The organism is Streptomyces sp. CA2R106, assembly GCF_037034245.1.
Classification (GTDB): domain Bacteria; phylum Actinomycetota; class Actinomycetes; order Streptomycetales; family Streptomycetaceae; genus Actinacidiphila.
In genome coordinates this window covers 1-15,529 of the sequence record NZ_JBAGKC010000054.1, presented here as the reverse complement: position 1 = coordinate 15,529, position 15,529 = coordinate 1, and the positions used below count along the sequence as shown (strand labels likewise).

The 15,529-nt window shown below is 73.0% G+C and carries 12 protein-coding genes and 2 pseudogenes; 12 read left to right on the top strand and 2 right to left on the bottom strand.

Features of this window, described 5'->3' with window-relative positions; genetic code table 11:
• Window positions 1–480 (bottom strand): annotated as a pseudogene (locus WA788_RS34635) (ABC transporter substrate-binding protein); the annotation flags it as partial.
• A 208-nt stretch (window positions 481–688) separates the two neighbouring features.
• Window positions 689–3,388 (bottom strand): SpoIIE family protein phosphatase, encoded by a 2,700-nt coding sequence (locus WA788_RS34630; protein WP_335984345.1) that lies wholly within the window; start codon window positions 3,386–3,388, stop codon window positions 689–691.
• 448 nt (window positions 3,389–3,836) lie between these two features.
• Between WA788_RS34630 and WA788_RS34625 the strand changes: the two genes are divergently transcribed.
• The 12 genes and pseudogenes from WA788_RS34625 to WA788_RS34570 all read left to right on the top strand — a co-directional run.
• Window positions 3,837–4,640 (top strand): ABC transporter ATP-binding protein, encoded by an 804-nt coding sequence (locus tag WA788_RS34625; RefSeq protein WP_335984343.1) that lies wholly within the window; start codon window positions 3,837–3,839, stop codon window positions 4,638–4,640.
• Window positions 4,641–4,649: 9 nt separating this feature from the next.
• Window positions 4,650–5,450 (top strand): SRPBCC domain-containing protein, encoded by an 801-nt coding sequence (locus WA788_RS34620; RefSeq protein ID WP_335984341.1) that lies wholly within the window; start codon window positions 4,650–4,652, stop codon window positions 5,448–5,450.
• Window positions 5,428–6,288, top strand: coding sequence for an HpcH/HpaI aldolase family protein (locus WA788_RS34615; RefSeq protein WP_335984340.1), 861 nt, complete (start codon window positions 5,428–5,430; stop codon window positions 6,286–6,288). The genes WA788_RS34620 and WA788_RS34615 overlap by 23 nt, the downstream gene beginning before the upstream one ends.
• A 179-nt stretch (window positions 6,289–6,467) precedes the next feature.
• Window positions 6,468–7,550: an amidohydrolase family protein gene (locus tag WA788_RS34610; protein ID WP_335984339.1), complete on the top strand. Its 1,083-nt coding sequence runs from the start codon at window positions 6,468–6,470 to the stop codon at window positions 7,548–7,550.
• A complete protein-coding gene (locus tag WA788_RS34605; RefSeq protein ID WP_335984338.1) occupies window positions 7,547–9,199 on the top strand; it encodes a thiamine pyrophosphate-binding protein in 1,653 nt (550 codons plus the stop codon). Before WA788_RS34610 ends, WA788_RS34605 begins: the two co-directional genes overlap by 4 nt.
• On the top strand, window positions 9,199–10,101 hold the full coding sequence (locus WA788_RS34600) for a hypothetical protein (RefSeq protein WP_335984337.1): 903 nt from the start codon (window positions 9,199–9,201) through the stop codon (window positions 10,099–10,101). Before WA788_RS34605 ends, WA788_RS34600 begins: the two co-directional genes overlap by 1 nt.
• The gene (locus WA788_RS34595; protein ID WP_335984336.1) at window positions 10,094–11,287 is read left to right on the top strand and encodes a DUF3500 domain-containing protein; all 1,194 of its coding nucleotides are present in this window, start codon (window positions 10,094–10,096) and stop codon (window positions 11,285–11,287) included. The genes WA788_RS34600 and WA788_RS34595 overlap by 8 nt, the downstream gene beginning before the upstream one ends.
• 29 nt (window positions 11,288–11,316) lie before the next feature.
• Window positions 11,317–12,183, top strand: a complete 867-nt coding sequence (locus WA788_RS34590; protein WP_335984335.1) for a hypothetical protein — start codon at window positions 11,317–11,319, stop codon at window positions 12,181–12,183.
• A gap of 56 nt (window positions 12,184–12,239) precedes the next feature.
• The gene (locus tag WA788_RS34585) at window positions 12,240–13,235 is read left to right on the top strand and encodes a 4,5-dihydroxyphthalate decarboxylase (protein ID WP_335984333.1); all 996 of its coding nucleotides are present in this window, start codon (window positions 12,240–12,242) and stop codon (window positions 13,233–13,235) included.
• Between the two features lie 85 nt (window positions 13,236–13,320).
• On the top strand, window positions 13,321–14,181 hold the full coding sequence (locus WA788_RS34580) for an amidohydrolase family protein (RefSeq protein ID WP_335984331.1): 861 nt from the start codon (window positions 13,321–13,323) through the stop codon (window positions 14,179–14,181).
• An 85-nt stretch (window positions 14,182–14,266) separates the two neighbouring features.
• A complete protein-coding gene (locus WA788_RS34575; protein ID WP_335984329.1) occupies window positions 14,267–14,932 on the top strand; it encodes a GntR family transcriptional regulator in 666 nt (221 codons plus the stop codon).
• Between the two features lie 84 nt (window positions 14,933–15,016).
• Window positions 15,017–15,529 (top strand): annotated as a pseudogene (locus WA788_RS34570) (hypothetical protein); the annotation flags it as partial.

Sequence of the window (15,529 nt, the reverse complement as noted above, 5' to 3'; positions counted from 1 at the left end):
CAGCGCCTTGGCGACCTGCGCCGCGGGCGTCGAGGCGGTCAGATGGTGCGCCTTGGCGAACTTGGTGCTGACGATCAGGCCGAGCGGGTTGCCGCCGCCGTCCGCGGCGATCGCCGTCTCCGGGACGCGGCGGTCGACGGCGGACAGGAAGTCGGTGGGGCTGTCGTTGAGGAACTGGATCGAGCCCGACTGGAGCGCGGAGGTGCCGGTGGCCGCGGTCGTCGTCACGTACTTCACCTTCAGCTTCTGCTTGCTGAAGTAGCCGTTGGCGTCGGCCAGCCGGATCGGCATGTCGAAGATGTTGCCCGCGACGCCGACGGTGACCGTGGTCGTGCCGTCCGCGTTCTTGCCGGCGCCGTCGGTTGCGCCGCCGCACGCGGTCAGCGCGACCGCGCACAGCGCCAGGGCGCAGCTTGCCGCGACGGTCCGGGCGGCGGGTCTGCCGGTGGCGTCACCGGCGTCCGAGGTGTGGCGTCTCATGACTTCTCCCCAGTCGCCACGAGGCAAGCCGGGCGCTGATTGTCATACAAGGTGTGGGCGACCGTAACACCGGGTCCATGGTGCCGCAACAACTCCGGCGGCAACCGCCGCGCAATGCCGCGGAAACGCGGCTGTCGAGCAAGGAATGTGTAGCGCGGTGTCGAAGGGGGCGAGAGAAAATGTCGGACAATAGTGAGGCGGGTGGGGCTCAGAGCTCCTCGTCGCCCCACTGGTCGAGCAGCTCCTCCGCGGTGGCCGCGGCGGCCTCGTCCGCCGCGGTGTGCAGCGGCTGCTCGGTCCAGATCACCTTGCCGCGACGGGTGTAGCGGGTGCCCCAGCGCTCGGCGAGGCTGGCCACGAGGAACAGTCCGCGGCCGCCTTCGTCGGTGCCGGCCGCGCGCAGCAGGTGCGGCGAGGTGCTGCTGCCGTCGGCGACCTCGCAGATCAGCTTGCGGTCGTACAGCAGGCGGACGCTGACCGGGGGAGAGCCGTAGCGGACGGCGTTGGTGGCCAGCTCGGAGACGATCAGCTCGGTGTTGTAGCCGAGCCCTTCCAGCCCCCACGCGGCCAGCTGCCGCCCGCACGCCGCGCGGACCTCGGCGACCGCCGCCGGGTCGGAGGGCATCTCCCACCGGGCGATCCGCTCCGCGGGCAGCCGCCGGGTGCGGGCCACCAGCAGGGCGACGTCGTCCGCGGGGTGCTCGGGCAGCACCGCGTCCAGCACCGCCTGGCAGGTCGCCTCCGGGTCCAGGCCCGGGTGGGCGGCCAGCGTGCCGCGCAGCAGGTCCAGGCCGAAGTCGATGTCGCGGTCGCGGCGTTCGACCAGGCCGTCGGTGTAGAGCACCAGCGTGCTGCCCTCGGCGAGGTCCAGCTCCGCGGCCTCGGACGGCTCCGCGCCGCCCAGGCCCAGCGGCGGGGAGACCGGCACGTCCGGGGTGTGCACGGTGCCGTCCGGCCGCACCAGCAGCGGCATCGGGTGCCCGGCGCGCGCGATGGTGGCCAGGCCGGAGGACGGGTCGTACACCGCGTACAGGCAGGTGGCGCCGGTGACGCCCGGCTCACCGCCGGCGCCGTTGCCCTGGTCGGCGTCCATCCGCGTGACCAGGTCGTCCAGCAGCGACAGCAGCTCGTCGGGCGCCAGGTCGAGCGCCGACAGGTTGTGCACCGCGGTGCGCAGCCGGCCCATGGTCGCCGCGGCGTGCAGCCCGTGGCCCACGACGTCCCCGACCACCAGCGCCACCCGCGCGCCGGGCAGGGCGATCACGTCGAACCAGTCGCCGCCCACGCCGCCGGAGGCGGCCGGCAGGTAGCGGTGGGCGGCTTGCAGGGCGCTGAGCTCCGGCGGCGCCCCGGGCAGCAGGCTGCGCTGCAAGGTGACGGCCATGGCGTGCTCGCGGGTGTACCGGCGGGCGTTGTCGATGGCGACCGCGGCGCGCGCGGCCAGCTCCTCGGCCAGCTCCAGGTCGTCCTGCTCGAAGGGGGCGCGGCCCTGCGCCTGCCAGAAGGCGGCGACGCCGAGCACCACGCCGCGGGCCCGCAGCGGGACGGTGACCAGCGAATGGATGCCGCGGGCCGCGACCGGTTCGGTCAGCGCGGGGTCGGCGGCCCCGAAGCCGGGGACGTACCGGGGCACGAGGCCGTCGCCCGCCGAGAGGTCGGCGTCCAGCCGCCCGAGCCCGGCGTCCGGGGCACCCGCCGCGAGGGCGGCGAGGTCGACCGCGACGTGCGTGCCGACCGGGGCGAACGGCGGGTCCGGCTGGACGCCGGCGCACACCACGCGCTGAAACTCCGGCTCGGCGCCGGTGGGTTCGTCGCCGTTCAGCACCGGCTCGGCGAGGTCGACGGTCAGGTAGTCGGCGAAGAGCGGGACCGTGGCCTTGGCGAGTTCGCCGACCGTGCGCGCGACGTCCAGGGTGCTGCCGACGCCGATGCTCGCGCCGTACAGTACCGACAGCCGCTTGCGCGCGGCGTCCGCCCGGCTGGAGAGCTCGCTCAGCTCGGTGGAGTCCCGCATGGTGGCGACGCTGCCGGCCACCGCCTCGTGGCCGTCCAGGGGGCGCTGGTTGACCACGAGCACCCGGCCGCCGGCCAGGTGCACCTCGTCGCTGGCCTCCCGCCCCGAGCCCAGCAGCTCGGCGAGCGGTGGGGCCAGGGACAGCTCGCCCACCTGCCGGCCCTGGGCCTCCGGCGGCAGTCCGAGCAGCTTGCGGGCCTCGGCGTTGGCCAGCAGGATCGTGCCGTCGGCGTCCACGATCACGATGCCCTCGCGCACGGCGTGCAGCACCGCGTCGTTGTGCAGGTACAGGCGGGTGATCTCGGACGGGCCCAGGCCGCGGGTCTGCCGCAGCAGCCGCCGGCTGAGCAGCGCGGTGCCCACGGTGCTCGCGGCCATCGCGAACGCGGTGATCCCCAGCAGCACCGGCAGCCGCCCGGCCTCGGTGGCGTCGATGCTGCTCACCCGCACCCCGACGGCCACCCCGCCGACCACCTTCCCGTCGCTGTCCCTGATCGGGACGAACGTGCGCCTGGCGTCGTGGCCGCCGGACTTCACGTGGCCGGTGACGGCGCGTCCCGTCCGGAGGGCGCGCAGGTCCTGGGGGTAGGAGATCCGGGTGTGCAGCAGCGACGCCCGGCCGGGCTGGGTGTAGCGGATGCCCCGCCGGTCGACGACCACGACGAAGTCGACGTGGGAGGTGCGCGTGATGGCGTCGGCCGCCGGCTGGAGCTGGGCGGTGGGGTCGGACGACCGCAGGGCCGCGACCACACCCGGGGCATGGGCGACGGCGTTGGCGATCGCGGCGGAGCGGCGGGCCGCGGCCTGCTCGGCCTCGCGTTCGACGGTCACCACGAGCAGGACCGCGGCGACGGCCGCCATCAGCAGGATGACCGCCACCTGGAGCAGGAACATCTGGCCGACCACACTGCGCGGGCTGAGGAGCGACTGCGGACCGCGCCACCACCCACGTGTGCGCGGGCCACGTGATGAGCCGGCCGGACCCCGCAGCCGACGGGACCGGTGCATATACACCCTTTTACACCAGATTGCGCCGTCGGGCCGGTGGCCTCGCCGTTTTGTTCAACAGCCTGTGGCGGCCGGGGTGGGGCCGGGCGGACCAGAACCAAGGATTTTCGCGCACCCTTCTTGAGCTGACGATTCGGCGGTGTTACGGTCGCTCGCAAGTTGTTGGACAATCCGCCAGTCGGGACCGCGGGTCACCCACTCCATGGGGTGCCGTGCGTACTGGACTGCCGTGTGGAAGCCGCACCGTAACCAGCGGCGTTGACCGGCTAAGTGGCTCGAATGCCCATCTGCGAGCCCCGGATCGCCTCTCCCGTTGCAGGCCAAGGAGACAGAGTTGTCGACCAACCAGCAAGACACCAGTGCGGAGGCACTCCGCTTCGAGGACGTGACCCTGGAGTTCCCCGGGACCCACCAGCCGGCCATCGAGAACGTCTCGTTCCGGGTCCGGCGGCGCAAACTCGTCGCCGTGATCGGGCCGAGCGGGTGCGGCAAGAGCACCATCCTCAACCTGGCCGCCGGACTGCTCAACCCGTCCCGGGGCACGGTCGACTTCAACGGCGAACCGGTCCGCGGGGTCAACTCCGAAGCGGCCTACGTGACCCAGAAGTCCAACCTGCTGCCCTGGCTGAGCGTGCGGGCCAACATCGGCCTGGCGCTGAAGTTCCGCCATGTGCCCAAGGACGAGCGCAACGAGCGGATCGCGCACTGGATCAAGGTGGTCGGCCTGACCGGCTTCGAGGACCACTACCCGCGCGAACTGTCCGGCGGCATGCAGAAGCGCGTCGCCATCGCGCGGGCGCTGATCTACGACCCGGCGATCGTGCTCATGGACGAGCCGTTCGGCCCGCTGGACGCCATCACCCGGCTCAAGCTCCAGCAGGACCTGCTCAACCTGTGGCAGGAGCAGCAGGGCACCCTCATCTTCGTCACCCACGACCTCAACGAGGCGCTCTACCTCGCCGACGAGGTGATCGTGATGTCCAAGGGGCCCGGGACGGTGCGCCGCGTCCTGGAAGTCCCCTTCGAACGGCCGCGCGACATCGGTTCGCTGGTCGAGTCGCGCGAGTTCTCCGAGCTCTACAACGACCTGTGGAGCCTGTTCAAGTCGGAGATAGACCTGTCCGGCGCTCCCGCGTAAGGAACCGCAGTGATAACGATCAAGGAAGAGATCGACGTCCCGAGCCCGCGCAGCCGGGTGTGGGAGGTCGTGTCCGACCCCGCGGACGTCGTGTCCTGCATCGCCGGGGCGGAACTCGGCGAGGCCCATGACGACGGGTCGTTCGACGGGGCCCTGGTGATCAAGTTCGGCGCGATCCGGGTGAAGTTCGCCGCCCGCATCACGCTCGACCTGGACCCGGGGGAGTTCGAGGGCCGGCTGTCGGCCCGCGGCGGCGACGGCCAGGGCGCCACCCGCTTCCGCGGCGACGCGACGTTCCGCGTGGTCGACGGCGCCGAGCCCGGCAGCGCGCGGGTGCTGATGGACGGCGAGGTGACCCTCAGCGGCAAGCTCGCCTCGCTGGTCGAGTCCGGCGCCAATGTGGTGGTCTCCCGGATGACCAAGGACTTCACCGCCAAGCTGATCGCGAAGTGCGGGCAGCCCGCGGCCGCGCCCGCCGCCGAGCCGCTGCCGACGCCCGCCGCCTCCGCCGCCTCCGCCACCGAGCCGGCCGCCGCCTCCGTGTCCGCGTCCGCCCCGGCACCCGCGCCGGCCGCCATCCCCGCACCCGGCGCCACCCCGGCCCCCGCATCCGCCCCCGTACCCGCCCCCGCCGGGCTGCTGCGCCGCTGCCTGGCCTGGTTCGGCCGCCTCTTCGGCCGCCGCCAGGACCCGCCGCGCCCCATCCCCGCGGCCCCGGCCCGCGGCGCCCAGAGCGCCCCGCACACCCACGACGCTTCGCACCCGACGCAGACCGAGGAGGTCGGCAGTGGCAACGCCCCGGCTCAATAAGGTGATCGCCGCCTTCGAGGCAGGACAGCACGTCTTCGCGTCCTTCTCCGCGGCCGACCCGTCCGCCGCCCTGGAGTTCGGCACCAGCGCCTACGACGCGCTGGTCTTCGAGACCGAGCACAAGCCGTGGGACGTCCCCGCCCTGCGCGACAGCCTCCAGTACCTGCTGAACCGCAAGCAGATCTTCGGCGCCGACAGCCTCGCGCCCGCGCTCACCCCGCTGGTCCGCATCCCCGTCAACGGCGGCGAGAAGGGCCAGTGGCAGGCCAAGCAGGCACTGGACCTGGGCGCGTACGGCATCGTGTGGCCGCACATCTCCACGGTCGAGGAGGCGTACAACGCCGTCGCCGCCTGCCGCTACCCGAGGCTGCCGGACCGCCCCCGCCACCAGCCCGCCGGCCTGCGCGGCGACAGCCCCGCCACCGCCGCCCGCTACTGGGGCGTCAGCAACGCGGAGTACTACGCCAAGGCCGACGTGTGGCCGCTGGACCCGGACGGCGAGATCCTGGTGGCCCTCATGATCGAGGACCAACTCGCCATCGACAACCTGCCGGACATCCTCGACCAGGTGCCGGGCATCGGCCTGATCATCATCGGCGAGGGCGACATGAGCCAGGAACTGGGCATCCCCCGCCAGTACGACCACCCGCTGATGCTGGAGTGCAAGCGCCGCATCCTCGACATCTGCGCCGCCCGCAACGTGCCGGTCGGCCACCCGCACGTCACGGCCGACAACGTCAAGCAGGTGCTGGACGACGGCTACCGCTTCCTGATGTCCATGCCGGTGCGCACCTACCCCGGGCTGGAACTGGGCCGCTCCCTGACCGGCCGCGACTGAGCCGCTGAGCCGCGAACCAGCCGCGGCCCAGCCGCACCGGCCCCGCGTACGGGCCCGGTGCCCGCGCCTCCCCGCGACCGGGCCCGTACGCCCCCCGCCGCACCACCCCCCGCCGCACCACCCCCCGCCCCCGCCGCAGGCGCGCCCGCGCCCCCGGCACGCGAGTTTCGGAGTTTTGCATGCGTATCGACTGTCACGGTCACTTCACCACGGCTCCGGCCGCGCTGGGGAAGTGGCGCGAGCGGCAGATCCAGGCGTTCGAGGAGTCCGGCGCGCGGCTGTCGCCCGCCGAACTGCGCATCAGCGACGACGAGATCAGAACCGCCATCGAGCAGGGGCAGCTGAAGCTCCAGCTGGAGCGGGGGACGGATCTGGCGCTGTTCTCGCCCGGCGCGGGCAAGATGGCCCACCACTACGGCGACGAGCAGACCAGCCTGGCCTGGTCGCACGTCAGCAACGACCTGATCGCCCGGGTCTGCGGGCTCTTCCCGGACCGGTTCGTCGGGGTGTGCCAGCTGCCGCAGTCCCCGGGCGAGCCGCTGGCCGCCTCCGTCCGGCACAGCGCCGCCGAACTCCAGCGCTGCGTCGAGGAGCTGGGCTTCGTCGGCTGCCTGCTCAACCCCGACCCGTCGGACGGCAACTGGCAGGCCCCGCCGCTGACCGACAAGGTCTACTACCCGCTCTACGAGAAGATGGTGGAGCTGGACGTCCCCGCGATGGTGCACGTCGCGATGTCCCGCAACCCGGCCCTCCAGGGCACCTGCGCGCACTACCTCAACGGCGACACCGCCGCCTTCATGCAGCTGTGCACCTCGGAGCTGTTCAAGGACTTCCCGACGCTGAAGTTCATCCTGCCGCACGGCGGCGGCGCCGTCCCCTACCACTGGGGCCGCTACCGCGGCTTCCTCCAGGACCGGGGGCTGCCGCCGGTGGAGGAGGCGGTGCTGCGCAACGTCTACTTCGACACCTGCGTGTACCACCGGCGCGGCATGCAGCTGCTGGTGGACGTGCTGCCCGCGCAGAACATCCTGTTCGCCTCGGAGATGATCGGCGCCGTCCGCGGGGTGGACCCCGAGACCGGCCACCGCTTCGACGACACCGGCCACCTGCTGGACTCCGTGGACTCCCTGGACGCGGCCGACCGGGACGCGATCTTCAGCGGCAACGCGCTGCGGGTGTTCTCCCGGCTGCCGCAGATCCTGGCGCAGCGCGGCGTCGCCGCCACCCCCTCCACCACCACCGCGAAGGAGTCCGGCAAGTGAAGGTCTACGAGGCACTCGCCGAGGCGTTCGTCAAAGAGGGCGCCACCGACGTCTTCGGCATGATGGGCGACGCCAACATGCACTGGATGAACGCCCTGCACGAGCGCGGGGTGAAGCTCTACGAGGTGCGGCACGAGGGCTCGGGCCTGGGCATGGCCGACGGCTGGGCGCGCGCCGCGGGCCGGCCCGGCGTGGTCACCACCACCAGCGGCCCGGGCACCGCGCAGCTGGCCACCTCGATGATCGTGGCCGCCCGGGCCCGCACCCCGCTGGTCGCCTTCTGCGGCGAGGTGCCGGTCGGCGACGAGACGGCCGTGCAGTACCTCGACCAGCGCCGGTTCGCCGCCGCCATCGAGTGCGGCTTCGTGCAGGTCTCGCGGCCCGAACTCGCCGAGGAGGCGGTGCGCCAGGCGTTCTACCTGGCCAGGACCGAGTCCCGGCCGATCATGATCAGCGCCCCGTTCGACGTGCAGGTCAAGGAGTACGAGGACGCCGGCCCCTACGTCCCCTCCACCGACCTCATCGACACCGCGCGGCTGCTGCCCGACCCGACCCGGGTGGAGCAGGCGGCGGCGATGGTGCGGGCCGCCAAGCGCGTGGTCGTCATCGCCGGGCGCGGCGCCCGCGCCTCCGAGGCGGGCGAGGAGCTGCTGCGCTTCCAGGAGCACACCGGCGCGCTGCTGGCCACCACCCTCCAGGCGAAGAACTGGCTGTGCGACGCGACGGAGTTCCACGTCGGGATCTCCGGGCTGTACGGCAACAAGGTCGCCATGGAGCTGCTCCAGGAGGCCGACTGCGTCATCGCGGTCGGCGCCAGCCTCAACCACTACACCACCGAGCACGGCCTGCTCTTCCCCGACGCCACCTATGTGCAGATCGACACCGCGCAGAACGTGGTGATGGGCCACGGCCGCGCCGCGGAGTGCTACGTACGGGCCGACGCGCGCACCGCGCTCGCCGAGCTGAACACGGTCCTCGCCAAGAGCCCGGCGAGCGGCGACGGCTTCCACACCGACGAGGTGCGCAGCCGGCTCACCGAGGCGCTCGCGGAGCCGTCCGGCTACGAGGAGGAGCCCGGCCGGCTCGACCCGCGTGAGGTGATCCGGGTGCTGGACGCCGCCCTGCCGCGCGAGATCGGCCTGGTCCTCGGCAGCGGCCACCAGACCGACTTCGGCACCATGCTCTTCCAGCGCTCCCGCGAAGTGCTCTCCAACTACGGCATGTTCGGCGCGATCGGCCAGGCGCCGCTGCTGACCATCGGCTCGATCGTGGCGAACGGCAACCGCCCGGCGTTCGTCGTCGAGGGCGACGCCAGCTTCCTGATGCACCTGTCGGAGTTCGAGACCGCCTGCCGCTACGACATCCCGGTGCTGGTCGTGGTGATGAACGACGAGGGGCTGGGCGCGGAGTTCCACAAGGCGAAGGCGAAGGGCCTGGACCCGGAGCTGGCGGTGATCGGCAACCCCGACCTCGGGCCGGTCGCGGTCGCGCTCGGCGGCGGCGGCGCCACCGTCCGCACCACCGGCGAACTGCTCGCCGCGCTCGCGGAGTTCGTCCGCGACCCGCGCCCGACCGTCGTCGACGTGCGGATCACCCGCAACGTGCTGAGCGTGCCCTACCGCCGGCTCCAGTACGGCGAGGACGTGTGATGGCGCGGCTGTCGGTCCTGCTGGGGGACTACCCGCACACCCGGCCGCTGAAGGACGGCACCGTCCCGGTCCCCGGGGTGGAGTGCGCCTGGGCGCAGGCGAAGCCGCTGTACTCCGCCTTCGCCCGGATGGTCCGGAGCCTGGAGTACGACGTGTGCGAGATGGCCCTCGCGACGTACTTCCAGGCCCGCGAGGCGGGCGTGCCGATCACGCTGCTGCCGGTGGCGATGATCGGCGGCACCCACCACGGCTCGCTCACCCGGCTGCCGGACGGCCCGGCGCTCACCCCGGCCGGCCTGGCCGGCGCCCGGGTCGGGGTGCGCTCCTACAGCCAGACCACCGGGCTGTGGGTGCGCGGCGTGCTCCGCGAGGACTACGGCGTCCGCCCCTCGGACGTCACCTGGGTCACCACCGAGGAGCCGCACGTCGCGCAGTACCGCGCGCCGGACAACGTCCGGCGCTGGGACGGCTCGGACGCGGTCAAGGTCGCCGACCTGCTGCGCACCGGCGACGTGGCGGCCGCGGTGCTCGGCCCGCGCGCCATCGGCACCCAGGGCGTGGAGCTGGTCCCGGTCCTGCCGGACGCGCCGGCCGCCGCGCAGGCGTGGATCGACCGGCACGGCACGGTCCCGGTCAACCACATGGTCGTGGTCCGCGACGAGGTGCTGAAGTCCGCGCCGCAGGCGGTCGCCGCGCTGTACCGGGCGCTGGCGGCGTCGATCGCCGCCACCGCGGACCAGCGCGACACCTCGCCCGCCGGGCGGGTCGTCGCGGCCGGCTGGAGCGGCGAACTGGCGGAGTCGGTGCGGATCGGCGCCGGCTACGCGCTGGAGCAGCAGGTCGTGCGCACCCCGGTCGACGTCGACCGGATCGTGCGGGAAGGGGCGTTCCTCGATGACTGACGGACTCAGGTACCGGCCCAAGGCGCCCACCCGCAAGCCCGCGGTGTGGACCCCGGACCTGCTGGAGCGGGTGGAGTGGCGCAGGCGCGCCGCCGACGAGCCGTTCCGCGGCGTCGCCGACTCCGCCGGGGTGCGCCCGGGGCTGTTCCCGCTGCACAGCACCGGCGTGGACGTCACCGCGGTGCGCCGCGCCGCCGAGCGCTACCTCTCCGGCCTCAGCGCCGCACAACTGGCCGAGGGCCGGCTGCCGATGGACGACGTGTCGTGGCGGCACTGGGCCAACGGCGCCCGCTACTTCCTGCGGCACGGCGTGTGCCTGGAGGAACTCGCGGACCCGGTACGGGACTCGGCCCTTGCGGTGATGCGCGCCAGCCTCAGCGAGACCGGCTTCACGCAGGTCGTCGACCTGATGCACCTCAACCTCACCATCGGCGAGCTGCGCGGCGAGGAGGACCTGCTCAACGAGTGGCTGTACTGGTTCACCGTCTACGGCGACCCCGGCGACGGCGCGCAGCCGTGGGGCTGGCAGCTCGACGGCCACCACGTCAACGTCAACTGCGTGTTCGTCGGCGACCAGATGGTGCTCACCCCGACCTTCCTGGGCGCCGAACCGGTGCACGCCACCTCCGGCAAGTACGCCGGCACGCACGTCTTCCGGCGCGAGGAGGCCGTCGGCCAGGAGCTGTTCGACAGCCTGACCGGCAAGCAGCGCGCGCAGGCCGTGATCGGCGACGTGCTGCCCCCCGACCTGTTCGTCGGCGCCTTCCGCGACAACTACGAACTCAACTACCAGGGCATGCCGTTCACCGAGCTGACCGGCCACCAGTACGCGCTGGCCACCGAGTTGCTCGGGCTGTACACCGGCCGGGCCGCCGACGCCCAGGCGCAGGTGCGCGCCGCCGAGGTGCTCGCCCACCAGCAGGACACGTACTTCTCCTGGATCGGCGACGGCGGCCCGGACAGCGCCTTCTACTACCGCGTGCACAGCCCGGTGATCCTCGTCGAGTTCGAGCACCAGGCCGGGGTCATGTTCGACAACGACGTGCCGACCCGGCGGCACATCCACACCGTGGTGCGCACCCCGAACGGCAACGACTACGGCGCCGACCTGCTGCGCCAGCACCACGAGCGGTTCCACCGGCACGGGCCCGGACACGGCCACGCCGACCGGCCCGGCCGGGCCTGAACCGGACACGAAGCAGAAGGAGTCGGAAGATGAAGTTGGTTGTGGGCCGCGACGACCTCGCGGCGGCCGCGCTCGGCGCGGGCACGGAAGCCGGCGCGCACGTCGAGCGCCAGGACATCAAGCCGGTGCACAAGGCGTCGCGGGGCTTCGTGAACGACCAGGCGGTCGACGTGTGCGAACTGGCGGTGGTGACCCTGCTCCAGGCCGTCGCCCACGGCAAGCCGGTGGTGCTGCTGCCGGTCACCACGCTGGGCCGCACCCAGCACCAGACCCTGGTCACGATGGGCGCGCTGACCGTCGCGGACGTCGAGGGCCGCAGCGTCGGCGTCCGCTCCTGGAGCCAGACCACCGGCGTGTGGCTGCGCGGCTTTCTCACCGAGCAGTACGGCGTCGACCTGCGCAAGGCGGACTGGACGGTCTACGAGCCCGGGCACGTGGACGGCTACCAGGACCCGTCGTGGGTGCGGCGCGCGCCCGAGGGCGCCCGCCTCCAGAGCGACTTCCTGGAAGGCCGCCTGGACTTCGGGGTCATGGGCAACGAACTGCCCGCCGACGACCGCATCCGCACCGCGATCCCCGACGCCCTCGACGTCGCGAAGCGCTGGACGGCCGAGCGCGGCTTCCTGCCGCTCAACCACGTGGTGGGCGTGACCGAGCAGGCGGCCGCCGAGAACTCCGCGGCGGTCCTGGCCATGTACGACGCGATGCGCGAGGTGGCCGCGAAGGACCCCGGCGGCACCAACCCGGCCGGCTTCGAGGCGCTGCGCGGCCCGGTCGCGCTGGCCGCCCGCTACGCCCGCGAGCAGGACGTGCTCGTACGCCCGGTGGAGTTCGACGAGCTGGTGGAGCGGTCCTGCGCGGCGCTGGGCGTCACCCCCGCGCGCCTGGGCGGCTGACCGGCACCGCACGCACACCCCCGTATCGCAGCACACACCCGACTGGAAGGCAGGTCATGGCGAAGCTCTCGGTGGCCCTCGGCAACTACCAGCACGCCCAGGCGTTGATCGACGGCAGTGTCCCGGTGGACGGACACGGCGTGGAGGAGGTGCGGGTCCGGCCGATCATCGGCGCCTATCGGCGGATGATCAGGGACCTGGAGTTCGACGTGTGCGAACTCGCCCCCGTCTCCTACCTGATGGCGCTCCAGGAGGACGTGCCGCTCACCGCGGTCCCGGTCTTCCTCAACCGCCGCTTCCACCACGGCGACATCCAGTGCGCCGCCGGCTCCGGCATCCGTGTCCCGAAGGACCTCGAAGGGCGCCGGGTCGGGGTGCGCGCCTACACGGTGAGCACCGGCGTGTGGGTGCGCGGCATCCTCGCAGGCGAGTACGGCGTGGACGTCGACAAGATCACCTGGGTGGTCGACGACGACGACCACATCGAGGGCCGCGCCCCCGGCAACGTGGAGCGGGTCACCGACGGGCGCTCGCTGGGCGAGCTGCTGCGCGCCGGCGACATCGACGCGGCGTTCACCGGCAACGCCGGCACCGGCCGGGCCGGCGCGCCCACCGCCGGCTGGACCGCGGCGGCCGAGCCCGCCCCCGCCGCCGACGGCGGCGCGGACACCGGACCGTACCCGCTGTTCGCCGACGACGACGTGATCGCCACCGACTGGTACCTGCGCACCGGGATCTACCCGCTGCACTCGGTGGTCGCGATCCGCTCCGCGCTGGTGGAGGAGGACCCGAACCTGCCGACCGCGCTGTACAAGGCGCTCGCCGAGAGCAAGCGCCGGCAGGTCGCCACCGACCCGGAGTGGACGGAGCTGCCGCGGCTGGGCCGGCAGGCCCGGCAGGTCGGCGGCGACCCGATCCCCTACGGCATCGAGGCGAACGCGGCGACCCTCGGCGCGCTGGTGCGCTACTCGCAGCAGCAGGGCCTGCTCGACGCGGACTTCCCCACCGACCCGCACCGGCTGTTCGCCGACGGCGACTTCCCCGGTGCCTGAACCGGCACCGCCCGGGGCGCCGACGCGCCCCGGGCCGCGCACCGCGACCCCCAGCACACCCCGAGGCGAAGGAAACCGGACGACCATGGACATCGTCGACACCCACTGCCACATCATCGCGCAGGACCTGGCCCGCTACCCGCGCGCGCCGCTGGGCGGCAAGCAGTCCACGTGGGCCGCGAGCCGCCCGGTCACCGCCGAGGAGATGGTGGCCCGCATGGACGAGACCGGCATACGCCAGTCCGTGCTGGTGCAGGCCACCACGGCCTACGGCTACGACAACTCCTACGTGCTGGACAGCCGCCGCCAGTGGCCCGAGCGGTTCGTCGCCGTCGGCACCTTCGACCCGCTCAAGCCCGGGGCCGGCGCGCGGCTGGCGGACCTGGTCGGCGACGGGGGCCTGGCCGGGGTGCGGCTGTTCACCAGCGGCAGCACCGTGCCCGAGCAGGGCCAGTGGTTCGCGACGCCGGAGACGTACGACTTCTGGCGGTCGGCGGAGGAACTGGGTGTCACCGTCTGCCTCCAGATGCGGCTGGGGCCGGCCACCAAGCACCTGATCTCGGTGCTGGTGCGCTTCCCCGGGGTGCGGGTGCTGCTGGACCACATGGGCTACCCCGACATCGCGGACTCGCCCGAGGAGGCCGGCCGGGAGGTGGCCGCGCTGGCGAAGAACCCCGGGCTGCACCTGAAGCTGACCCACCGCAACCTCGAACGGCTCCACGACGCCGGCGACAAGGCCGCCGGCTTCCTCACCCCGGTGCTGGACTCCTTCGGCGCCGGCCGGATCGCCTGGGGCTCCAACCTCCCGGCCGCCGAGCAGTCGCTGCCCGAACTGCGCGAGCTGGCCGAGACGGTGCTGGCCGGCCTGCCCGAGCAGGACCGGGCGGAGATCTTCGCCGGGACGGCCCGCCGCCTGTACCCCGGCCTCGGCGTGGTCGGGGACTGACACCCGGCCCGCGCGGCGGCGTCCGGCCGGCCGCGCGGCCGGCCCCGGACGGCGCCCTCCCTTCGAGACCCCTAGGCGAATCACGATGCAGAGCGACAACGGCATCACCCACGACACCAGGGCATCCGCGACCCGGTACAGCCAGGCGTACGACGAACTGCGCTCGCTGCTGCTGTCCGGCAGCATCGAGCCCAACACGCGACTGACGGAAGCCGACCTGACCAGGATGTGCGACGTCTCGCGGGGGACCATGCGGGCCGTGCTGGTCCGCCTGGCGCAGGAGGGGTACCTCACCAGCGAGGTCAACCGCGGTGTCCGGACCCGGATCTTCTCACCCGAGGAGGCCAAGGACATCCTGGAGGCGCGCGAGACCATCGAGTCCGCGCTCGCCGGGCGCGCCGCCGAGCGCGCCACGGAGGAGGAGATCCGGGAACTGCGCGCCACGCTGGCGGAGATGGCCGACTCCCGCTCCCGCGGCGACCAGGCGGCCTACTCGCAGGGCAACCGGCGCTTCCACCAGCAGGTGAAGGCGGCCGCCCACCAGGCGACGCTGTCCCGGGCCTGCGACACCCTGCTCTACCCGCTGGTGATGCGCCAGTACCGCAACGTCGCAGCCCAGCACCCCAGGACCGGGTCGTTCGAGGAGCACCAGGCGATCCTCCTCGGCATCGTGACCCGGAACCCCGACGCGGCCACCGCGGCGATGCGCCACCACGTCGCCACCGCCCGGCACGCACTCGTCCTCGGGTAGCGGCCGGCCCACCACGTGAAGCGGCGCCGGCGCGGCGCGGGCGCCGCTTCTCCCCCAGACCACCCACGGTGACAGGAGTCCCGAATGAACCACGACGAGACACCCACGCGCGACACGAGAGCCGCCGCGGGCGCGCGGCACACCAGCGCGCCGCACCACCACCGCTCCGGGGCCCGGCTCCTCGCCGCAGGCAGCGCCGCTGCGCTGTGCGCGGTCGCGCTGACCGCGTGCGGCGGCAGCGGCTCGGGCAAGAACGCGGACGGCACGACCACGGTCACCGTCGGCGTCGCGGGCAACATCTTCGACATGCCGATCCGGGTCGCGGAGGCCAACGGCTACTTCAGCAAGCAGAAGCTGAAGGTGAAGTACGTGACGACGACCGCGGCCACCGGCACCTCCGCGCTGGAGTCCGGTTCGATCCAGTTCCTCAACGACAGCCCCACGGACTTCCTCTCCGCGATCGGCAAGAAGGTCCCCGAGACGGCGATCGCCGCGGACGGCGGCGGCAACCCGCTCGGCCTGATCGTCAGCACCAAGTTCGCCAAGGCGCACAACCTGACCGCCTCGACGCCCGCGGCGCAGGTCGCCAAGGCGCTC